This window comes from Kitasatospora sp. CM 4170 (assembly GCF_032110285.1).
Classification (GTDB): domain Bacteria; phylum Actinomycetota; class Actinomycetes; order Streptomycetales; family Streptomycetaceae; genus Kitasatospora; species Kitasatospora aburaviensis.
Window position 1 is genome coordinate 6,477,914 of record NZ_CP134877.1, and the last position, 20,773, is coordinate 6,498,686.

14 protein-coding genes and 1 riboswitch are annotated in these 20,773 nt (G+C 74.0%); of the genes, 5 read left to right on the top strand and 9 right to left on the bottom strand.

Features of this window, described 5'->3' with window-relative positions:
• Positions 1 to 71: 71 nt before the first annotated feature.
• A riboswitch (cobalamin riboswitch) is annotated at positions 72 to 205 on the bottom strand.
• Positions 206 to 465: 260 nt separating this feature from the next.
• From RMN57_RS27625 to RMN57_RS27635, 3 genes are all read left to right on the top strand, one after another.
• Positions 466 to 1,179 carry a transcriptional regulator gene (locus RMN57_RS27625; RefSeq protein WP_313765998.1) on the top strand — a complete coding sequence of 238 codons (714 nt, stop codon included), beginning with the start codon at positions 466 to 468 and terminating at the stop codon, positions 1,177 to 1,179.
• A gap of 178 nt (positions 1,180 to 1,357) precedes the next feature.
• The gene (locus RMN57_RS27630; RefSeq protein WP_313765999.1) at positions 1,358 to 2,473 is read left to right on the top strand and encodes an alpha/beta hydrolase; all 1,116 of its coding nucleotides are present in this window, start codon (positions 1,358 to 1,360) and stop codon (positions 2,471 to 2,473) included.
• Positions 2,474 to 2,849: 376 nt separating this feature from the next.
• Positions 2,850 to 4,175, top strand: coding sequence for a hypothetical protein (locus tag RMN57_RS27635; protein WP_313766000.1), 1,326 nt, complete (start codon positions 2,850 to 2,852; stop codon positions 4,173 to 4,175).
• Between the two features lie 136 nt (positions 4,176 to 4,311).
• On the opposite strand, the gene RMN57_RS27640 is transcribed toward RMN57_RS27635, so the two are convergent.
• From RMN57_RS27640 to RMN57_RS27680, 9 genes are all read right to left on the bottom strand, one after another.
• The gene (locus tag RMN57_RS27640) at positions 4,312 to 5,190 is read right to left on the bottom strand and encodes a phosphatidylcholine/phosphatidylserine synthase (RefSeq protein WP_374209180.1); all 879 of its coding nucleotides are present in this window, start codon (positions 5,188 to 5,190) and stop codon (positions 4,312 to 4,314) included.
• Entirely contained in the window at positions 5,177 to 5,869 is a 693-nt protein-coding gene (locus RMN57_RS27645; RefSeq protein ID WP_049655656.1) for a phosphatidylserine decarboxylase, read from the bottom strand. Before RMN57_RS27645 ends, RMN57_RS27640 begins: the two co-directional genes overlap by 14 nt.
• A 504-nt stretch (positions 5,870 to 6,373) precedes the next feature.
• Positions 6,374 to 7,576, bottom strand: coding sequence for an acyl-CoA dehydrogenase family protein (locus tag RMN57_RS27650; protein WP_313766001.1), 1,203 nt, complete (start codon positions 7,574 to 7,576; stop codon positions 6,374 to 6,376).
• Between the two features lie 163 nt (positions 7,577 to 7,739).
• Positions 7,740 to 8,243 (bottom strand): MaoC family dehydratase, encoded by a 504-nt coding sequence (locus tag RMN57_RS27655; RefSeq protein WP_045704019.1) that lies wholly within the window; start codon positions 8,241 to 8,243, stop codon positions 7,740 to 7,742.
• A 179-nt stretch (positions 8,244 to 8,422) separates the two neighbouring features.
• Positions 8,423 to 9,385: a CoA ester lyase gene (locus tag RMN57_RS27660; RefSeq protein ID WP_238863185.1), complete on the bottom strand. Its 963-nt coding sequence runs from the start codon at positions 9,383 to 9,385 to the stop codon at positions 8,423 to 8,425.
• A gap of 25 nt (positions 9,386 to 9,410) precedes the next feature.
• The gene (locus RMN57_RS27665; RefSeq protein ID WP_313766002.1) at positions 9,411 to 11,435 is read right to left on the bottom strand and encodes a protein meaA; all 2,025 of its coding nucleotides are present in this window, start codon (positions 11,433 to 11,435) and stop codon (positions 9,411 to 9,413) included.
• On the bottom strand, positions 11,435 to 12,772 hold the full coding sequence (gene ccrA, locus RMN57_RS27670; RefSeq protein ID WP_313766003.1) for a crotonyl-CoA carboxylase/reductase: 1,338 nt from the start codon (positions 12,770 to 12,772) through the stop codon (positions 11,435 to 11,437). The genes RMN57_RS27665 and ccrA overlap by 1 nt, the downstream gene beginning before the upstream one ends.
• Before the next feature lie 358 nt (positions 12,773 to 13,130).
• A complete protein-coding gene (locus RMN57_RS27675; protein ID WP_313766004.1) occupies positions 13,131 to 14,042 on the bottom strand; it encodes a TetR family transcriptional regulator in 912 nt (303 codons plus the stop codon).
• Positions 14,043 to 14,239: 197 nt separating this feature from the next.
• Positions 14,240 to 16,015 carry a 3-hydroxybutyryl-CoA dehydrogenase gene (locus RMN57_RS27680; RefSeq protein WP_313766005.1) on the bottom strand — a complete coding sequence of 592 codons (1,776 nt, stop codon included), beginning with the start codon at positions 16,013 to 16,015 and terminating at the stop codon, positions 14,240 to 14,242.
• A 518-nt stretch (positions 16,016 to 16,533) separates the two neighbouring features.
• Between RMN57_RS27680 and RMN57_RS27685 the strand changes: the two genes are divergently transcribed.
• On the top strand, positions 16,534 to 19,221 hold the full coding sequence (locus tag RMN57_RS27685) for an MXAN_6230/SCO0854 family RING domain-containing protein (protein WP_313766006.1): 2,688 nt from the start codon (positions 16,534 to 16,536) through the stop codon (positions 19,219 to 19,221).
• A gap of 76 nt (positions 19,222 to 19,297) precedes the next feature.
• Complete coding sequence (locus tag RMN57_RS27690; protein ID WP_313766007.1) at positions 19,298 to 20,770, top strand: glutamine synthetase family protein; 1,473 nt, start codon at positions 19,298 to 19,300, stop codon at positions 20,768 to 20,770.
• Positions 20,771 to 20,773: the final 3 nt, after the last annotated feature.

The following is a 20,773-nucleotide window of genomic DNA, read 5'->3' on the forward strand; positions in this document are numbered from 1 at the left end:
GGCTGGGCAGCCTGCATCGCGTGCGTGTCCTCACTCAGGGTCCGCGCCCTGGATCGACGTACCGGGGGCGAGAGTCTCCTGGCTTCCGGGTCGAACGCACGCCCGCGCCTTCCAGCGGCTTCTGACGGCTCGCCGTGGCAAGTGTGTCGGACGTGCTCCCCGGTGACAGTGGCGGGACCGCGCCGGACTCGCACCGGCTTCCTCTGCATGCCTCCGTATTGGCTGAAGGATCCCATCACGCGGCCGAACCGCGAGTCAACCAAGGTCGCGGAGGGGTTGGTCACACGGCAGCACGCCGCCCCGCCCCGGTCTTCACCGTTCCCGACCACGTCGCTATCTCCGATCATGACTGCCGCAGGGGCATGACAGGCTGTGGGATCGTCCATCCGTCTGGAGGTACCTCCAGTCCCGCTTCGTGCGTTCGGCGGCTGGGGTGCCGATGGACCAAACCCCTACGGTCGGCGCATGCGACGCAGACAGCCACCCGCCCTGCCGCCGGTGCCCTTCTCCCCGGCGGCCGCCCGCGCGCACCGCGCCGGCCTCGGCCTGACCCCCGAGCAGGTCGCCGAGGGGATGGCCGCGCACGGGGTCCGGCTGCTGCCCGCCCACGTGCTCGGCTGGGAGAGCGGCGAGCTGCTCCCGACCGAGGAGGAGTTCATCGCCCTGGCCCGGGCGCTCTGGTGCCCGCCCGCCCAGCTGATGGGCGTCCGTCCGGCCCGGCTGCGGGACTTCCGGGTGGCCCGGGAGCTCGGCCAGGAGGCGGCGGCCCACCGGATCGGCCTCGCGCTGCGGCACTACCAGCAGGCCGAGGCGGCCGACCGCTGGGACGGCGACGAGGCGCAGACCCACGCGCTCGCCCAGGTGCTCGGGCTGCGGTTGCGCGAGCTGGTCGCGGTGACGGGCCGTCGCGAGGAGCTGGACCAGCGGCTGAAGCAGTGCGTGGACGGGCGCTGGCAGGCGCACGTCCGTGCGATCGGCCGGATCGTGCCGGTGCACGAGGAGGACCTCGCCGCCGTGCTGACCGTGCTGCAGAACGAGTACCAGGTCTCCTCGCACTGGGGCGCCGGCAGCTGGGGCTCGCCGGCCCCGGCGGCCGCGGCCGCCGGCACCCGGGAGCAGCCGGTCGGCGAGCGGTTCTGGGAGCTGCTCGCGCGGCGGCAGACCGACATCCCGGTCTGACCGCCGGACCCTGACCGGCCGTCCTGCTCGGCCGCGCTGCCGGCCGACCCGCCCTGCCCGGGCCGCTCGCCGCCCCGGTGTGACCCGGACGGCCGTGTCCGGTGGCCGGCCGCCGCCCCCGCGAGTGGACTGGTGCGCACAGAGTGCCCAGTCCGCGACCGACAGAGCGGGGAGCGATATGCGTTGGGGAACCGCGGCCGTCGTGGCGGCCGCCGCCGTCGGAACCGGGGTCGCCGTGCTCGTGATCGGCCGCCGGGCGTCGGAGCGGATGGTCCGTCCGACCGCCGCCCGGGAGGCGCCCACCGGCCCCGTCCTGGTGCAGGCCCTCGGAGCCGGCCGGGTCACCTTCACCCCGGGCCCCGAGAGCGCCCGGCCCGGCCGCTGGGGCGTCGAGTGGGCCGGCGGCGGGCACGCGGTCGTCGACGAGATCCTGTACCGGGACGAGCGGGGCGTCACCCGCCGCCTGGTCCGGGCCGACCGGGGCACGCTGACGGCGGGCACCGAGGTCCGCTTCACCCCGCGGGTGCACCTGGGCGACCCGGTCGGGGCGCTCGGCCTGGCGTACGGCGAGACCGCCGCCGAGGGCGAGCTGGGCGCCCTTCCGGCCTGGTACCTGGACGGCAAGCGCGGCACCTGGGTCGTCCTGGTGCACAGCCCGGACGCGGACCGGCAGCAGGTCCTCCCGGTGCTGCCGGTCCTGGACCGGCTCGCCCTGCCGGCCCTCGCCGTGACCTACCGCGGCGACGAGGGCGCGCCCGCCTCCCCGGACGGCCTCGGCCACTTCGGCGAGACCGAGTGGCGGGACGTCGAGGCGGCCGTCCGGCTCGCGCTGGACAACGGCGCCGCCCGGGTCGTCCTCTACGGATGGTCGGTCGGCGCCACCATCGTCCTCCAGGTGGCCGCCCGGTCGGCCTGGGCCTCGTCGATCGCCGGCCTGGTGCTGGACTCGCCGGTCCTCGACCTGCCCGCCTCGGCGCGCCGGGGCGCCGCCCGGGCCGGCTTCCGCGGCGCCGCCGCCGACCTCGGCGCGCTGGCCGCCGAGGGCCGCACCGGCGTCGACCTGGCCGGCTTCGCCCGGATCGCGGACGGCACCGACCTGCGGGCGCCGACCCTCGTCCTGCAGAGCCCGGACGACCGGATCGCCCCCTGGAAGGCCGCCGCCCGCCTGGCGGCCCTGCGCCCCGACGTGGTCAGCCTCCAGGCGGTGCCGGACGGCGGGCACGCGGCGCTCTGGAACGCCGACCCGGACGCCTACGAGGAGCTGCTGCGCCGCTGGCTCACCCCGCTGCTCTGACGCCGCGGGAGGGCCTCCCTCCCCCTCCCACCTCCCCGGTCACACCCCGGACGCCTCGCTGGCGTGGCCACGTCACACAGTTTCGGCCAGGCGGTTTGGGGCCTGTTGCCCGATCTTGTGGACCCCTTGCCCCCGCCCGCCGGTACCGGAGGCGAACCGGATGTGACAGATGGCCGGTACAAGGGGAAGACTGCTCGACGTGACGTCTCGGAACCCGCGCGACCGTGATGCCCCGCTCCCGCCGACGATCGGTTCCGGTGCGACGGTGACCCGTCTGCCCGGCACGGCCCACCGCCCCGCCGGCGCCAGGCCGGGCGGCCCCGGCGTACCCCGCAGGCGAGGGCCCGCACCCGCACCGGGCCGCGGCCGGGTCCCGGTGCCCGAAGGCTTCCCCGCCCCCGCCGAGCTCGCCCCGCTGGCCCGCCGGATGCTGGTCGACGCCGTCCGCATCGCCCGCTGGGCGGGCGAGCTCTCCGAGGTCGACAAGCGCGGCGAGCTGCTCCCGGACGACGCCCGCGCCGCCGGCCGCGCCCTGGCCATGACGGTCGGCGCCGCCGCCAAGGCCTGGGGCCAGGCGCTCCTGGTCGGTCTGGTGGAGGCCCGGGACGGCGGCGCCGCCCCCGGCTGGCGCCTGCACGCCTGGGAGCACGACGACGAGGCCGTGGTCCGCGGCTGGTCGGCGCTGTTCGACGCCTGGACGCTGCTCGCCCCGGTGCCGCCGGCCGCCCTGCGCGGCGTCTTCGCGGTGCTCGCCGGGCAGGCCGTCGACCAGGCGCCGCAGCTGCTCTCCTTCCTGCACCTGGTGGCCGGTCCGGTCGCCGACAGCGAGTTGCTGGAGCTGCTGCGCCGCGGCCTGGACGAGCGCCGGGTGGCCGGCGGGACCGCCGCGCTGTCGCTGTCGCCCGTCCCGCACGCCGCCTCCGCGGTCTCGGCGGTCCGCGGCACCTGCCGCGAGCCGCAGATCGACACCCCGGCCGCGCCCGGCGACGTCGCCGCCGTCCTGGACTGGATGCTGGACGGCCTGGCCGCCGTCGGCGCGGTGGTCCGCAAGGACGACGCCGCCGAGCTCTCCCCGCTCGGGCACTGGGCGGTGCGGGCCAAGCTGGAGGAGATCTGCACGGTCGCCCAGACCGCCGCCGGGCACATCGAGCAGAGCGCCCTCGAACTCCTGAACGCCTGCGCCGACTACTCGCCGGGCCCGGCCCGCGCCGAGTTCCGCGCCTGGGTGGCCGCCCGCCCGGCCGACCGGGCGGTGGCCGAGCTGCTGGACGCCGCGCAGGGCGACGACGCGCTGGTCCGCGGCCTCGCCTTCGAGGCGCTGCGGGTGGCCGGCCCGACCGCCGAGCAGGCCGTCCGGGCCGCCGTGGACGAGCCGGCGCTGCGCCCGTACGCGCTGCTCTGGCTGGCCGAGCAGTCGGACGAGGGGGTCTCCCCGGCCGACGTGCTGGGCGCGGAGGACGCCGCCTGGCTCTGGGTGGACACCGCCGCGGCCGTCCTGGACCACGGTGAGACCGAGCTGCTGGTGGGCCACGTCGAGGGCGCCTCGGCCGGCGACCCGGTGCGGCTCTTCGCCCGCGCCCGGCAGTCCGGCCACCCCCGGGCCGCCTCGGTGCTGACCGCCGTCTCCGGCGTCCACCCGGACCCGGGCGTGGCGCGCGCCGCCCGCCGCTCGGCGTTCAGCGTGCACCTCGGCGGCGCCTGAGCGACGCCGGCCCCGCGTCCGGTCGCCTCCGCGCGGCACGGCGGGGCCACGGGGCCGCAGCGGGCCCCAGGGCATGCGAAAGGGCCCGGATCCATCGGATCCGGGCCCTTCGTCGTACTGCGGCCGTGCGGCCGGCTCAGCCGATCCGGGACTCCGCGCGGCGCGCCCGCACGTCCCCGACCTTCTGACCGACCTTGCGCCGGATGACCAGCAGCGGGGCCATCGCGGCCAGCGTGATCTGCGCGTAGGCGCCGATGTGCAGCAGGTTGTCGCCGCCGGGAGCGCCGGTCGCCCAGGCCGCCAGGCAGCCGATGGAGAGCACGATCCAGCAGAGCGTCGCGGTGGCCAGCAGTCCCTGCGGCTTCGGGTACTCGATCCGGCTCACCATCAGGTACGCGGCGCCGAAGATGGCGAGCAGACCGGGCAGGAACGGCGGGTCGAGCAGCACGATGGCGATCACCGTCATCGCGCCCATCGGGCAGGGCATGCCCTGGAACACCCCGGGCCGCATCTTCACGGCGGAGAAGCGGGCGAGCCGCAGGACCACCGCGAGCAGCACCGTCAGCGCGATCAGCGCCGAGAGCCGGCTGTTGGAGCCCGGCGAGACCATGCCCCAGACCGCGACGAAGTAGGCCGGCGCGATGCCGAAGCTGATCAGGTCGGCCAGGTTGTCGAGCTCGGCCCCGAGGGCGGAGGAGCGGAGCTTGCGCGCCACCAGCCCGTCGAAGAGGTCGCACATCGAGCCGATCAGCAGCAGCGTCACCGCGGTGGCGGCGCTGTGCTTGTCCGGAGCGGCGTCCGGGTTGGTGATGTGCGGGACCAGCACCCCGGTGGTGATCGAGTAGATCGCCAGGAAGCCGCAGACGGCGTTCCCCAGGGTCAGGAAGTCGGCGGTGGACAGGTGCTGCGGCGAGCGCGGCGCGCGGAGCTCGCGGTCACGGGCCCAGCGGCGGCGGCGCAGGGCCGTCTCCTCGTCGTCCAGGCCGACGATCGTCTCAGGATCAGTCACGGTCAAGGCGTGTCACCCCGGCTGTGGTCTTCTGGCCGACCTCGACGCCGACCTCGACGCCGGCCGGCAGGTAGGTGTCGACCCGGGAGCCGAACCGGATCAGGCCGATCCGGTCGCCCTGCTCGACCTTGGTTCCGGCGTCCACGTACGGCACGATCCGGCGGGCCACGGCCCCCGCGATCTGGACCATCTCGATGTCGCCGAGCTCGGTGTCGAAGTGCCAGACGACCCGCTCGTTCTGGTCGCTGTCCTTGTTGAACGCGGGCACGAAGCCGCCCGCGACGTGCTCCACGGACGTCACGGTGCCGGGCAGCGGCGCGCGGTTGACGTGCACGTTGAGCGGGCTCATGAAGATCGCCACCCGGGTGCGGCCGTCCGGCCAGGCGTCGATGCTCTGCACCACGCCGTCGGCGGGGGAGATCACCCGGCCCGTGCCGATCTCACGCTCGGGGTCGCGGAAGAACCACAGCATGCCCGCGCCGAGCGCGCAGGCCGGAACCGCCGCCAGGGCCCACTTGCCGCTGCGCCGGGTGAGGGCGGTGGTCACGGCGGCCGTGGCGAGGGTGGGGACGAACCAGGGGGTGGCTCCGCGCGCGATGGTCACGCGGGGTCGCCGACCGGCCGTCGGGGCGGCGAGGGCATCGCGGTCCGTGACGGAGGTGTGAGGGGACGGGCTGATGGGCATCGAAGACCTTAGTCGCGGGGGATCATGGCCGCTGGACGGGGGCCACCGCGGGGATCGGGTACGAGAGGGACGGCTGCTGTCCCGGTGGATGCTATCGGGAGCACACGGTGGGTGGGCAACCCGCCTGCTCGTTCATGTGTCCTGCGCGAGGCGCCGTTGCGCCTCCTTGGTATACGACCGTAGCTCGCCCCGGTCCGGTTCCCAAGGCTCCCGACACGGCTGGTGACACTTGTCTCAACGGGCGCGCCGACTGAACCCGTCGGCGCGCCGCCGGCGGGTCGGATCCGGCCCGCGGGTGCGCCGAAGCGGCCGCCAGGGCGTGTGACAGCAGCAGTACGCCCTGCGGCCGCTTCGGGAGCCGTGCCGGACCCCAGGCGGACCAGGCCGGGGCCGAGGTGGCACGGCCGCTGCCGGGACGGGCCCGCACGCCCGTCGACCGGCCGTCACGGGCCGTCGGTGCGCCGGCGCCGCGCGTCACCGCGCGGCGCCGGCGGACCACCTGGATCACTCCGCGATGCGGTACTCCTCCAGCAGCCGGCGTCCGACGATCATCTTCTGGATCTCCGCAGTACCTTCACCGATCAGCAGCATCGGGGCCTCCCGGTAGAGGCGCTCGATCTCGTACTCCTTGGAGAAGCCGTAGCCGCCGTGGATGCGGAAGGCGTCCTCGACGACCTCCTTGCAGTACTCGGAGGCGAGGTACTTCGCCATGCCGGCCTCGAGGTCGTTGCGCTCGCCGCTGTCCTTCTTCCGGGCGGCCATCACCATCATCTGGTGGGCGGCCTCGACCTTGGTGGCCATCTCGGCGAGCTTGAACTGGATCGCCTGGTGCTCGGCGATCTTCTTGCCGAAGGTGGAGCGCTGCTGGGCGTAGGAGATGCCCAGCTCGAAGGCGCGGCGGGCGACGCCGCAGCCGCGGGCGGCGACGTTGACGCGGCCGACCTCGACGCCGTCCATCATCTGGTAGAAGCCCTTGCCCGGGACGCCGCCGAGGATGCGGTCGGCCGGGATGCGGACGTCCTGCAGCACCAGCTCGGTGGTGTCGACGCCCTTGTAGCCCATCTTCTCGATCTTGCCGGGGACGGTCAGGCCCGGAACCTTCGGGTTCGGGCCGAAACCGGCCTCCTTCTCGATCAGGAAGGTGGTCATGTTCCGGTACGGCGTGTTGCCGCCCTCGTCGGTCTTGCAGAGCACCGCGACGAGGGTGGAGGTGCCGCCGTTGGTCAGCCACATCTTCTGGCCGTTGAGGACGTAGAAGTCCCCGTCCTTGACGCCCTTGGTGCTGATCGCCGCGACGTCGGAGCCGAGGGCGGGCTCGGACATCGAGAAGGCGCCGCGGATCTCGCCGGCGGCCATCTTCGGCAGGAAGTAGTCCTTCTGCTCCTGGGTGCCGTGGGCGTTGATCATGTGCGCCACGATGAAGTGGGTGTTGACGATGCCGGAGACCGACATCCAGCCGCGCGCGATCTCCTCCACCACCAGGGCGTAGGTGAGCAGCGACTCGCCCAGGCCGCCGTACTCCTCGGGGATGGTCAGGCCGAACAGGCCGAGCTGCTTCATCCCCTCGACGATGGCGGTCGGGTACTCGTCCTTGTGCTCCAGCTCGGTCGCGACCGGGATGATCTCCTTGTCGACGAAATCCCGCACGGTGGCGAGGATGTCCCGCTGGATCTCGGTGAGGCCGTCGGTCTGTGCGAGGCGTCCCATCGTGCGGCTCCTGTGGCGAAGGGGAATGAGGGTGGGGGGAGGAGAGAAGAGCGGGGGGGGGGGAATGCCGGGGGCCCTGCCGGCGTGGCTGCGGCAGCAGGGCCCCCGTACCGGGTGGGGGATCGGCCGATGACGGCGGCCTACCCCTCCGGGGTCGGTGGGGTCAGGACAGGGGGGTCGGGCGGCCCGGCTGCTCGCCGCCGCGCTCCTTGATGTAGGTCTCGGTCGGCACCATCACCTTGCGGCGGAAGATGCAGACGACCGTGCCGTCCTGCTTGTACCCCTTGGTCTCGACGTAGACGATGCCGCGGTCGTCCTTGGACTTGGACGGCCACTTGTCGAGCACCGTGGTCTCGCCGTAGATGGTGTCGCCGTGGAAGGTCGGCGCGACGTGCCGCAGCGACTCGATCTCCAGGTTGGCGATCGCCTTGCCCGAGACGTCCGGGACGGACATGCCGAGCAGCAGCGAGTAGATGTAGTTGCCGACGACGACGTTCTTGCCGAAGTCCGTCGTCTTCTCCGCATAGTTGGTGTCCATGTGGAGCGGGTGGTGGTTCATGGTGAGCAGGCAGAAGAGGTGGTCGTCGTACTCGGTGACCGTCTTGCCGGGCCAGTGCTTGTAGACCGCGCCGACCTCGAACTCTTCGTAGGTGCGTCCGAACTGCATGAGTGTCCTTAGATGAGATGCGAGCGAGCCGAAGGGCGCGCCGGTGCCGAAAGCGACGAGCGACAAGCGAGCGGTGGGCCCCTCCTGCCCGTAGGCGGGCGAGGAGGGAGAGTGCCGGAGCGAGGAACGTCGGCACCGGGTCAGGAGCGCCCGGAGGCGAGCCGAGCCCGGAAAGCAGCTCAGGCCTGCGGGGGCTCGAACTTGGAGGTGCGCTCCATGCCGGCGGCGCGGCCCTTGCCGGCGATGACCAGGGCCATCTTGCGGCTGGCCTCGTCGATCATCTCGTCGCCGAGCATCGCCGAGCCCTTGAAGCCGCCGGCCTCGGAGGTGCACCAGTCGTAGGCGTCGAGGATCAGCTCGGCGTGGTCGTAGTCCTCCTGCGCGGGCGAGAAGAGCTCGTTCGCGGCGGCGACCTGGTCCGGGTGCAGCACCCACTTGCCGTCGAAGCCGAGGGCGGCGGAGCGGCCGGCCACCTCGCGGTAACCCTCCTGGTTGCGGATCTGCAGGTAGGGGCCGTCGATCGCCTGCAGGTCGTTGGCGCGGGCGGCCATCAGGATGCGCATCAGGATGTAGTGGTAGGCGTCGGCCGGGTAGCCGGGCGGCTGCTCGCCGACCACCAGGGACTTCATGTTGATCGAGGCCATGAAGTCGGCCGGGCCGAAGATGATGGTCTCCAGCCGGGGCGAGGCCGTCGCGATGGCGTCGACGTTGATCAGGCCCTTGGCGTTCTCGATCTGCGCCTCGATGCCGATCCGGCCGACCTCGAAGCCCATGGTCTTCTCGATCTGGGTGAGCAGCAGGTCCAGCGCCTTCACCTGCTCGGCGTCCTGCACCTTCGGCAGCATGATGCAGTCGAGGTTCGGGCCGGCGCCCTCGACGACCGTGATCACGTCGCGGTACGTCCAGTGGGTGGTCCAGTCGTTGACCCGGACGACCTTGGTCTTCTTGCCCCAGTCGCCGTTGTTCAGGGCGTCGACGATGTGGTGCCGGGCGCTCTCCTTGACCAGGGGGGCGCAGGCGTCCTCCAGGTCGAGGAAGACCTGGTCGGCCGGGAGGCCCTGGGCCTTCTCCAGGAAGCGCGGGTTGGAGCCCGGTACGGCGAGGCAGGAGCGGCGGGGGCGCAGGCGGTTGACGGAGGTCATGAGGGTGGTTCGGTCCTTCCAGTGGTCAGCTGGCGGTCGCGGGTGCGGGCGACCAGGGCTGGAGCTTGTTGGCCAGCCGGATCTCGTCCACGATCCGGCCGATGATGGTCGTGATGCCGAAGTCCTTCGGGGTGAACACGGCGGCGACGCCGGCGGCCCTGAGGGCCTCGCCGTCCGCTGCCGGGATGATGCCACCCACGATCACCGGGACATCCTCCACCCCGGCCCGCCGCAGCCGCTGCAGAACGTCGGGAACCAGTTCGGAGTGGGCGCCGGAGAGGATCGACAGGCCGACGCAGTGCACGTCCTCCGCGACGGCGGCGGAGACGATCTGCTCGGGGGTGAGCCGGATGCCCTGGTAGACCACCTCGAACCCGGCGTCACGGGCCCGGACGGCGATCTGCTCGGCGCCGTTGGAGTGCCCGTCCAGGCCGGGCTTGCCGACCAGCAGGCGCAGCTTGCCGCTGCCCAGCTCCTCGGCGGTGGCGGCCACCGCGGCGCGGACCGCGGCCAGTTCGCCGCCCGGCTCGGCCGCGACCGCGACCGGGGCGCCGCCGACGCCGGTGGGCGCGCGGTACTCGCCGAAGACCTCGCGCAGGGCGAAGGCCCACTCGCCGGTGGTGACCCCGGCACGGGCGCAGGCGAGCGTCGCGGCCATCAGGTTGGCTTCGGTGGCGGCGACCTCCTTGAGCTCGGCCAGCGCCCGCTGGGCGGCGGCCTCGTCGCGCTGCTCGCGCCAGGCCTCCAGCGCGCTCAGCACGGACTGCTCGGAGGCCGGGTCGACCACCATGATCGCGGTGTCGAGGTCGGCCGTGAGCGGGCTCTCCTCGGTGGTGTCGAAGCAGTTGACGCCGACGATCTTGTCCTCGCCGGACTCGATCCGGGCCCGGCGGGCGGCGTGCGAGGCGACCAGGTTGGACTTGAGGTAGCCGGACTCGACGGCCGGAATCACCCCGCCCATCTCCAGCACCTTGGCGATCTCGGCCTCGGCGCCGGCCAGCAGCTCGGCGGTCTTGGCCTCGATCACCTCGGAGCCGTTGAAGATGTCCCCGTACTCCAGCAGGTCCGACTCGTAGGCGAGCACCTGCTGGATCCGCAGCGACCACTGCTGGTCCCACGGGCGGGGCAGGCCGAGCGCCTCGTTCCAGGCGGGCAGCTGGACGGCGCGGGCGCGGGCGTCCTTGGAGAGGGTGACGGCGAGCATCTCCAGCACGATCCGCTGGACGTTGTTCTCCGGCTGCGCCTCGGTCAGGCCCAGCGAGTTGACCTGGACGCCGTAGCGGAACCGGCGCTGCTTCGGGTCCTGGATGCCGTACCGCTCCAGCGTGACCTTCTCCCACAGCTGGGCGAAGGCGCGCATCTTGCACATCTCCTCGACGAACCGCACGCCGGCGTTGACGAAGAAGGAGATGCGGGCGACCACCTCGCCCATCCGCTCGGCCGGCACCTGGCCGGAGTCGCGCACCGCGTCGAGCACCGAGATGGCGGTGCACATCGCGTAGGCGATCTCCTGGACCGGGGTGGCCCCGGCCTCCTGGAGGTGGTAGCTGCAGATGTTGATCGGGTTCCACTTGGGGATGTTGCCGACCGTGTAGGCGATCATGTCGGTGATCAGGCGCACCGACGGCCCGGGCGGGAAGACGTGCGTCCCGCGCGAGAGGTACTCCTTGACGATGTCGTTCTGGGTGGTGCCGGTGAGCTTGGCGATGTCGGCGCCCTGCTCCTCGGCGACCACCTGATAGAGCGCCAGCAGCCACATGGCGGTGGCGTTGATCGTCATCGAGGTGTTGGTCTGTTCGAGCGGGATGCCGTCGAACAGGGCGCGCATGTCGCCGACGTGGCCCACCGGCACGCCGACCCGGCCGACCTCGCCGCGGGCGAGGATGTGGTCGGACTCGTAGCCGGTCTGGGTCGGCAGGTCGAAGGCGACGGAGAGACCGGTCTGGCCCTTGGCGAGGTTCCGCCGGTAGAGCGCGTTGGAGTCCTTCGCCGTGGAGTGCCCGGCGTAGGTGCGCATCAGCCAGGGGCGGTCACGCTTCTGTTCGGCCATCACACGTTCCTGAAGCGGTTGATGCCGTCGATGTGCTTGGCGCGGAGCTCCTCGTTGCGCACGCCCAGGCCCTCCTGCGGCGCCAGGCAGAGCACGCCGACCTTGCCCTGGTGCTTGTTGTGGTGCACGTCGAGGGCGGCCTGGCCGGTCTCCTCCAGGGAGTAGACCTTCGACAGGGTCGGGTGGATCTTGCCCTTGGCGACCAGGCGGTTGGCCTCGAACGCCTCGCGGTAGTTGGCGAAGTGCGAGCCGACGATGCGCTTGAGCGACATCCACAGGTAGCGGTTGTCGTACTGGTGCATGTAGCCGGAGGTGGAGGCGCAGGTGACGATGGTGCCGCCCTTGCGGGTGACGTAGACCGAGGCGCCGAAGGTCTCGCGGCCCGGGTGCTCGAAGACGATGTCGACGTCCTCGCCGCCGGTGAACTCGCGGATCTTCGAGCCCAGGCGCTTCCACTCGCGCGGGTCCTGGGTGTGCTCGTCCTTCCAGAACTTGTAGCCCTCGGCGGAGCGGTCGATGATCGCCTCGGCGCCCATGGCGCGGCAGATCTCGGCCTTGGCCTCGTTGGAGACCACGCAGATCGGGGTGGCGCCGCCGGCCAGCGCGTACTGGGTGGCGTACGAGCCGAGGCCGCCGCTGGCGCCCCAGATCAGCACGTTGTCGCCCTGCTTCATGCCCGCGCCGTTCTGCGAGACCAGCTGGCGGTAGGCGGTGGAGTTGACCAGGCCGGGGGAGGCGGCCTCCTCCCAGGTGAGGTGCTTCGGCTTGGGCAGCAGCTGGTTGGTCTTCACCAGCGCGAGCTGGGCCAGGCCGCCGAAGTTGGTCTCGAAGCCCCAGATGCGCTGCTCCGGGTCCATCATCGTGTCGTTGTGGCCGTCCGGGGACTCCAGCTCGACGGAGAGGCAGTGCGCGACGACCTCGTCGCCCGGCTTCCAGGCGTTGACGCCGGCACCGGTGCGCAGCACGACGCCCGCGAGGTCCGAGCCGAGGATGTGGTACGGCAGGTCGTGGCGCTTGGTGAGCGGGGACAGCCGGCCGTAGCGCTCCAGGAAGCCGAAGGTGGAGACCGGCTCGAAGATCGAGCTCCACACGGTGTTGTAGTTGACGGAGCTCGCCATGACGGCGACCAGGGCCTCGCCCGGCCCCAGCTCGGGCAGGGCCACCTCGTCGAGGTGAAGGGACTTGCGCGGGTCCTTGTCGCGGCTGTCGAGGCCGGCGAACATCTGCTCCTCGTCCTTGTGGAGCGTGACCGCCCGGTAGGACTCGGGGAGCTTGACGGCTGCGTAGTCCTCCGACGTGGCGTCGTTGCTGAGGATCGCGTCGAGGATTTCCTGCATGGCTGCCTCCGAAGGCGTACCTGTGTGAGGGGCACAGGGCGTCTGGGGGAGCCGGGAGCGGACACCGGCTTCGCTGAGATGGGTGGTGGACGGGTGGCTGGTGGGCCAGGTGTGACGAGCACAGCTCCCGGGGTGTGGGAGCGCCGGACGACGGCGCGCCGAGGTGGGGAGCCGCGGCGCCGCGACTGGTGGGTAACAACGTAGTGGCACCCTGTGCCACTCGTAAAGACACCGGGTGTCATCAATTCCGGGGAATCGGAGCCGGCTCGGCGCGGCCGCCGGCGAGCGCGGAAAGGGCCCGTGCCGGTACTCCGGCACGGGCCCTCGAAACTGCTCCGACCTGCGAAAACACCGCCGGTCAGGCCTGCTTGGCGCCGCTCAGTGCGGCCCTGATGCTGTCCACCACCACGTCCAGCGGGGCGTCGGTGCGGGCCACTGTGATGAGGACCTCACCTCCGGGGCTGGCACTCAGTGCGCTTGCGGCACCGTCCTCCCACCCCGTCACATTGGCACCGGGTGCCACCAGGGCTCCGCGCCGGCGGGCACCCGGCTCGGCGGAGGCCCAGAAGGTCCGCCGGATCACCTCGAAGGAGTGGTCCAGCTGCGCCTCCACGTCCCCCCGGCCGCCGGCCCGAAGCCAGCGCCGCAGCACGTGGTTGTGGGCCGCGACGACCGCCGCCGCCGACACCTCGGCCAGCATCGAGTCGTCCTCGCCGCCGCGCTGCCAGCCCGGCGGGATCTCCTCGGCGGTGTCGAACCGCCCCAGCAGGTACCGGGTGAACAGCCGCTCGTACCGGGCGACGACGGCGATCTCCCGCTCGCGCAGCGCCGGCACCTGGCGGATCAGCTGGTACCGGGCGACCGAGACGGCCGGGGTGGAGGCGTACATCCGCAGCACCTCCTTGATGCCCCGGCAGACCACGTCGAGCGGGTGCTCCTCGGGCTCCGCGCTGGCCAGCAGGTCGGCCACCCGGACCAGGGTGTCGTCGTGGTCCGGGAAGATCGCCTCCTCCTTCGACCGGAAGTACCGGAAGAAGGTCCGCCGGGCCACCCCGGCGGCCGCGGCGATCTGGTCGACCGTGGTCTCCTCGTAGCCCTGCGAGGCGAACAGCTCCATCGCGGCGGTGGCCAGGTCCTGGCGCATCTGCTGGCGCTGCGCGGCCGCCCGGCGGCTGCCCGGGCCCCCGTCCGAGGGGCCGGGCCCGGCCGACCGGTCGGCGCCGCGCGGTACGGCGGAGTGCTGCGGGGTGGCTGACTGAACCCGATCCATGCCCGGAACGCTACACGTCCCCGGCGCCGGTACCGCGGGCCTTCCCCGGCGCACCGGCGCGACCGGGCCGGTCACGGCCGGTCTCGGCCACCTGGCGGCCGCCGCCCCCGGGCCCCAGGCGGGCCTCGGCGGTCCGTACGGCACCGCGCCCGGGGCGGACCGGCCGCCCGGGGCGGGCGACCCCGGCGAAGGCGTGGTCATCGGCGCGCGTGGTCGCGGAAGCCGCGGCCGGTCTTCCGGCCGAGGCAGCCGGCCGCCACCAGGTGCTCCAGCAGCGGCGCGGCCGCCAGGCCCGGCTCGCGGAACTCCTGGTGCAGCACCTGCTCGATGGTCAGCGAGACGTCCAGGCCGACCACGTCCAGCAGCTCGAACGGGCCCATCGGGTAGCCGCAGCCGAGCTTCATCGCGGTGTCGATGTCGTCCACCGTCGCGTAGTGCTCCTGCAGCATCCGCACCGCGTCGTTCAGGTAGGGGAACAGCAGCGCGTTGACGATGAACCCGGCCCGGTCGCCGCACTCCACCGGGTGCTTGCGCACCTTCGCGGTCAGCTCCAGCACGGTCGCGGTGACGTCCGGCGCGGTCAGCACGGTGGAGACCACCTCGACCAGCTTCATCGCCGGGGCCGGGTTGAAGAAGTGCATGCCGATCACGTCCTGCGGCCGCGAGGTCGCGGTCGCGCAGCTGATCACCGGCAGCGAGGAGGTGGTGGTGGCGAGCACCGCACCCGGCTTGACGATCTTGTCCAGGGCGGCGAACAGCTCGCGCTTGACCGCCAGGTCCTCGGCGACCGCCTCGACCACCAGGTCGACGTCGGCCAGGTCGGCGTACTGCCCGGCCGGCGTGACCAGGGCCAGCGCCGCGTCCCGCTGCTCCTCGGTCAGCCGGCCCCGGCTCACCGAGCGCTCCAGCGACTTCGCCAGCTGCGCCTTGGCCTTCTCCGCCTTCTCCTGGCTGCGGGCGGCCAGCACCACCGGGTGGCCGGCCTTGGCGAACACCTCGACGATGCCGGTGGCCATGGTGCCCGAGCCGCAGACGCCGATCCGGTTCACCTCCCGGCCCGGCCCCTTCGGCCGGGCCGGCCCGCTGGCGGCGTCGATCATCCGGGACGAGCCGGGGGCCTCGTAGGTGTAGAAGCCGCGGCCGGACTTGCGGCCCAGCAGGCCGGCGGCGACCAGCTGGCCGAGGATCGGCGCGGGGGCGTGCAGCCGGTCCTTCGACTGCTCGTACATCGCCTCCAGGACGGTCCGGGCGGTGTCCACGCCGATCAGGTCGAGCAGCGCGAGCGGGCCCATCGGCAGGCCGCAGCCGAGCCGCATCGCGGCGTCGATGTCCTCCCGGGTGGCGTAGCGCGACTCGTACATCGCGGCGGCCTGGTTCAGGTAGGCGAAGAGCAGGCCGTTCACCACGAAGCCGGCCCGGTCGCCGGCGGCCACCGGCTCCTTGCCGAGGTCCCGGGCGAACGCCGCGGCGTCCTCGGCCACCTGGGGGCCGGTCAGCACGGTGCGGACCACCTCGACCAGCTTCATGGTGTGCACCGGGTTGAAGAAGTGCAGGCCGAGCACCCGCTCCGGGCGGGCGGTGGCGGCGGCGATCCGGGTCACCGACAGCGCGGTGGTGCCGGTGGCCAGCACCGTCTCGGGCGGGCAGATCCGGTCCAGCTCGGCGAAGAGCTCCCGCTTCAGCTCCAGCTGCTCGGGGACCTCCTCGATCACCAGGTCCGCGTCGGCGGCGGCCTCCAGCGCGTGGCCGACCGAGATCCGGGCGAGCAGCTCGCCGCGCTCCTCGGCGGTGAGGCGCTCGCGGGCCACCGCGTGCGCGGTCGCCTCCTCGATCCGGGCCAGCGCCCGGGCGGCGGAGTCCTCGCCGGCCTCGATGCCGATCACCCGGCGGCCGCTCTTCGCGACCGCCACCGCGACTCCGGCACCCATCGTGCCGAGGCCGACCACGGCGACCGTGGGGAAGGGACGCTCCATTGTCCTGACTCCTTGTCAAGGGTGCCCGCGCGCGCCGCGGCGGACGCGCCGCCGCAGGAGGGTCCGCGCGCGGGGCTGGGGAGATGACGGGTGCGGCCACCTGCGCAGCCGCCGGTCCGCTCCGGCGTGCTGCGGGTGTGCCGTGGTACTCAGGCGCTCAAGGTGAAGGAAGCGGCTCTGATACGAGGAGAGAACCCGGCCCGCCGCGATCCGCGGCACCGACCGGTGAAAGACGCACCGCCGGCCCCGCGCGCGACGCGCGCCGACCGGCGACCCCGCCGGTGCGGCTCCCGAAGCCCGGCGCTGGTGCGTGCCGACACTGTAGCGAAGCTACTGGCCGGTAGGAAGAGGGCGGGAGCGCCCCGGCGGAAATTCGTTCGGCGCGCGCCGGGCGGGCTCGCTAGGGTGGGCGGCGCGGGGGCGGCTCCGCGGCGTGCTTCCTTCTCTCTCATCCTTTGAAATGAACCGAGTGCGCCCACTCTCCGCCCCCGCTTTGTCGTATCCAGGGGGAGCAGGAAGTGAAGAAGCAGAAGACCACCACGCCCGACGACGCCCTCGAAGCGCTGCTGCTGCGGCGGCACGGCTCCGTGGTGGTCCCCGGCGGGGCCGCCCCGGGCGAGCCCGAGCCGTGGAGCGCCCAGGGGCTGGTGGTGCTGGAGGCGGACCTCGCGCAGCGCGGGTACGTGCTGACCCGGCCACTGCGCGCCGCGCTCGCCCGGCTGCGGCCGACCGAACTGGCCGGGACCGGCGCCGCCCTGCTGAGCCGGATCGACGGCGCGCTCGGCGCCGACCGCCGGCACCGGCCGCTGTTCCGCGGCTTCCCCGACGGCGCGCCGCGGCACGCGCACAGCCTCTACTCGGCGCACGTCCGCGCCTTCCTGCTCAACCGGCCCGACCAGCCGTGCTGCTGCTGCGACCGTCCCGGGGCGGAGGCCGGCATCGGCGCCCTGGCGCCCTGCGCCCACCTGGTCTGCGACGACTGCCACGACGAGCTGGCCGGCTACGGGCACTGCCCGCTCTGCGACGCCCCGCTGCAGGAGCCGCGCCACCTCCCGCTGGACGCCAAGGCCGTCCGCAACGCCGCCCGCGAGCACGGCGCGGACGCCGTGCTGCGCCCGCTGCGGCTGGCCGAGGGCACCGACACGCCCGCCGTCGCCGCCACCGAGGCCGCCGCGCTGCTCGCGCGCCGCACCCCGCTGAACCCGCAGGACCGGGCGGACCTCGCCCTCCTGCTGGACCACACCCCCGCCGACCCGGCCGCCTGGCTGCCCGCCGAGATCCCAGTCAGGGAGAGCCGCGCCACGGTGCTCGCCGCCCTGCTGCGCCGCGACCCGGAGAGCGCCCGCCCGCTGCTGGCCGGCCACCTCACCACCGCCACCGACGTGCTGCGGCTGCTCTGGGCCTGGTCCGGCGCCGAGCCCGACCTGCTGCCCGCCACCGCCAAGGGCCTGAGGCTGCGCAACCTGCCCCGCCCGCTCCGCCGCGAGCTGCTGGCGGTCCTCGACGCGTTCCCGGTCGGCACCCTCGCCGAGGACCTCGGCCGGCACCGCCAGGCCTGGCTGCGCGCCGGCGAGCTGCTGCACCCCTACGAGCACCGGGACCGCTTCCCGTACGCGGCCGCCGCCTTCGCCGTGCTCCGGAGGACCGACCTCGACCTGCACGGCGTCGGCCCCGAACTGCGCGCGGCCCCCGCGCCGCTGACGGTCGGCACGACGCCCGGCGGCCACACCCGGCTGGTCGCCGTCAGCTTCGCCGCCGCGGTCGAACGGGCCCTGGCCACCGGGGACGTGCCGGACGCCGTCCGGCTGCTCGCCCGCCGCCCCGGCGAGCTGGTCCGCCGGCTGCACCACCTGCTCCGGGTGCACGAGAGCTGGAACCCGCGCGCGCCGCTGCCCGCAGCCCTCGCCGAGACGCTGCCGGCCGCACTGCGCAAGGTCGCACCCGGCCCGCTGCTCGGCGCGTACGGGCGGCTGCGCGCGCCGCGCACGCGCGGCGAGCGCCGGCTGTACTTCCCGCGCGGGCGGGTCGCGCTGGCGCACGCCCGCGAGGACTGGGGTACCAAGGTGCCGGCGGCGCTCAGCGCACCCGTCTGCACGCTGATCGAGGCCGAGCTGCTGCGCCGCGCGGCCCGGCACGAGCGGTTCGACCTCGCCGTCCTGGACGAGGGCCTGGCCGACCTGGTGGTGCCGTTCGCCGAGCGGGCGAGCGCCCGGACGCTGGTCGCCGTGCCGCGCGGCAGCGTCCAGCGGCTGCCCGACGGGCGCACGGTCCGGCTCTTCCTGCACTGGATGCAGCGCCCGACGCAGCGCGTCGACCTCGACCTCTCGGTCGCGTTCTACGACGACGAGTGGCGCTTCGCGGGCCTCTGCGACTACACCCACCTGGTGCACGGCCTGCGCGCCGCGGTGCACTCCGGCGACTTCACCTCGGCGCCGCCGCCGCACGGCGCCACCGAGTTCGTCGACCTGGACCTGCCCGCGCTTGCCGCGGGCGGCGCCCGCTACGCCGTGGCCGTCGTCTTCAGCTACAACGACGTCCCGTTCGACGACCTCGCCGACGCCTTCGCCGGGTTCCTGGAGCTGGACGGGACGACGGCCCGGCAGCAGCCGGGGGGCTTCGTCCCGAAGGCCGTCCGCCAGCGGCTCGACCTGACCGGCGACGCCAAGGTCTGCGTGCCGATGATCGTCGACCTGGCGAAGCGGACGTACACCTGGACCGACCTCAACACCGGCGCGTCCGGCGGCTTCCACAACGTCTGGCGGCACCGGGACCGGATCGGCACGCTCGCCGCGGACGTGCTGGCGCACTTCGCCGAGGGCTCCCGTGCCACGCTCTGGGACCTCGCCTGCGCCACCGCGGCCGCCCGGACCGACGAGGTGCTGGTCCGCACCCGGGGCGGCGCCGGGCTCGACGCCTACCGCCGGGCCGCGGACGAGCCGGCGGCGGCCTTCGCCGCCCGGCTGCACGCCCGGCACCGGCCCGACCGGCGCGAGGGCGCCCCGGCCGACGACACCGCCCAGGCCCTGGCCGGGCGGCTCGCCGGTGCCCGGGCGTTCACCGCCCTGGTGCACGCCGACCTGCCCGCCCCGGCGGGCCTGTCCGGCGCCGGCTACCGCCTCTACCCGGGGCGGCTGGACGAGGCGCCGGACGCCGTGGCCCGGCTCACCGCGGGGGACCTGGTCGCCCTGTTCCAGCCGGACGAGTGAACCGGAGGACACCCGTCCGCCCGGACCACCCGATAGGGGAGTTCCGCGGGCCCAACCGCCGGGGCAGCATGGAGGCATGAGCACCGGAACCGTCGTGTCCGCCGGCCTCGCCGACCCCTCCGAGCCCGCTGGCGCCGCCGCCCGGTCCGCGGGCGGGCGGGCCGCCGGCTCGCTCGCCGCCGTCGCCCTGCCGCCGCGCGCCGACCGGGCCGAGCGGGCGCAGGCGGCCGTGGAGCGGCTGCGCCCCGCCGGGGTCGAGGCGGTCGCCGTCACCTGGGTGGACAACGCCGGCATCACCCGGGTCAAGGCCGTCCCGCTCGCCGGCCTGGTGCACGCCGCCGAGTGGGGCGTCGGCGCCGCGCCCTGCTTCGACGTCTTCCTCGCCGACGACACCATCACCACCAGCCGGCTGATCGGCGGGCCCACCGGCGACCTGCGCCTCTACCCGGACGTCGACCGGCTGGTCCCGCTGGCCGCCCAGCCCGGCTGGGCCTGGGCGCCCGGGGAGCGCCACACCCAGGACGGCGCCCCGTACCCCGGCTGCCAGCGGCTGTTCGCCCGCCGGACGACGGCCGCCGCCGCCGCGCGGGGGATCACGCTGCAGGCCGGCATCGAGGTCGAGTGGGTGGTCGCGCTCGCCGGGGCGCCGCAGGAGGAGCCGCAGTACCCGACGCACGGCCCGGCGTACGGCATGCACCGGCTGACCGACCTCTCCGACTACCTGCGGGACGTGCTCCGCGCCCTCGGGGAGCAGGGCCTGACGGTGCTGCAGATCCACCCCGAGTACGCGCCGGGCCAGTTCGAGGTCTCGGTCGCCCCGGAGGGGCCGGTCGAGGCCGCCGACACCACCGTCCTGGTCCGCCACACGGTCCGCGCGGTCTCCGCCCGGCACGGCCTGCGCGCGTCCTTCGCCCCGGTGGTCGAGGCCGGCTCGGTCGGCAACGGCGGCCACCTCCACCTCAGCCTCTGGCGCGACGGCCACAACCTGGCCCGCGGCGGCTCCGGCCCGCACGGGCTCACCGCCGAGGCCGAGGGCTTCCTGGCCGGGGTGCTCGGCGCCCTGCCGGAGCTGCTGGTGCTCGGCTCCTCCAGCCCGGCCGGGTACCTGCGGCTGGTGCCCTCGCACTGGGCCGGTGCCTACCAGTGCTGGGGCCTGGAGAACCGGGAGGCCGCGCTGCGGCTGGTCACCGGCTCCACCGGCGAGCGGACCACCGCGGCCAACGCGGAGATCAAGTGCTTCGACGCCACCGCCAACCCGTACCTGATGGTCGGTGCGGTGCTCGCCGCCGGGCTCGCGGGCCTGGACCAGCGGCTCGCCCTGCCACCGGAGTTCACCGGGGACCCGGCCGAGGCCGCACCCGGCACGGTGCCCCGGCTGCCGACCGGCCCGGCCGAGGCGATCGCGGCCTACCAGAAGTCCTCGGTGCTGCGCGAGGCGCTCGGCGAGCCGCTGTACGAGGCGGTGCTGGCGGTGCGCCGGGCGGAGAGCGAGCAGTACGCCGCGGCCACCCCGGAGCGGCTGGTCGCGGCCACCCGCTGGAGGTACTGAGCG

Excerpts from the sequence above, each read along its gene's own strand:
- RMN57_RS27625 (WP_313765998.1), top strand. The coding sequence starts at position 466 with ATGCGACGCAGACAGCCACCCGCCCTGCCGCCGGTGCCCTTCTCCCCG.
- RMN57_RS27630 (WP_313765999.1), top strand. The coding sequence starts at position 1,358 with ATGCGTTGGGGAACCGCGGCCGTCGTGGCGGCCGCCGCCGTCGGAACC.
- RMN57_RS27645 (WP_049655656.1), bottom strand. The coding sequence starts at position 5,869 with ATGCCCATCAGCCCGTCCCCTCACACCTCCGTCACGGACCGCGATGCC.
- RMN57_RS27650 (WP_313766001.1), bottom strand. The coding sequence starts at position 7,576 with ATGGGACGCCTCGCACAGACCGACGGCCTCACCGAGATCCAGCGGGAC.
- RMN57_RS27655 (WP_045704019.1), bottom strand. The coding sequence starts at position 8,243 with ATGCAGTTCGGACGCACCTACGAAGAGTTCGAGGTCGGCGCGGTCTAC.
- RMN57_RS27660 (WP_238863185.1), bottom strand. The coding sequence starts at position 9,385 with ATGACCTCCGTCAACCGCCTGCGCCCCCGCCGCTCCTGCCTCGCCGTA.
- RMN57_RS27665 (WP_313766002.1), bottom strand. The coding sequence starts at position 11,435 with ATGGCCGAACAGAAGCGTGACCGCCCCTGGCTGATGCGCACCTACGCC.
- ccrA (WP_313766003.1), bottom strand. The coding sequence starts at position 12,772 with ATGCAGGAAATCCTCGACGCGATCCTCAGCAACGACGCCACGTCGGAG.
- RMN57_RS27675 (WP_313766004.1), bottom strand. The coding sequence starts at position 14,042 with ATGGATCGGGTTCAGTCAGCCACCCCGCAGCACTCCGCCGTACCGCGC.
- RMN57_RS27680 (WP_313766005.1), bottom strand. The coding sequence starts at position 16,015 with ATGGAGCGTCCCTTCCCCACGGTCGCCGTGGTCGGCCTCGGCACGATG.
- RMN57_RS27690 (WP_313766007.1), top strand. The coding sequence starts at position 19,298 with ATGAGCACCGGAACCGTCGTGTCCGCCGGCCTCGCCGACCCCTCCGAG.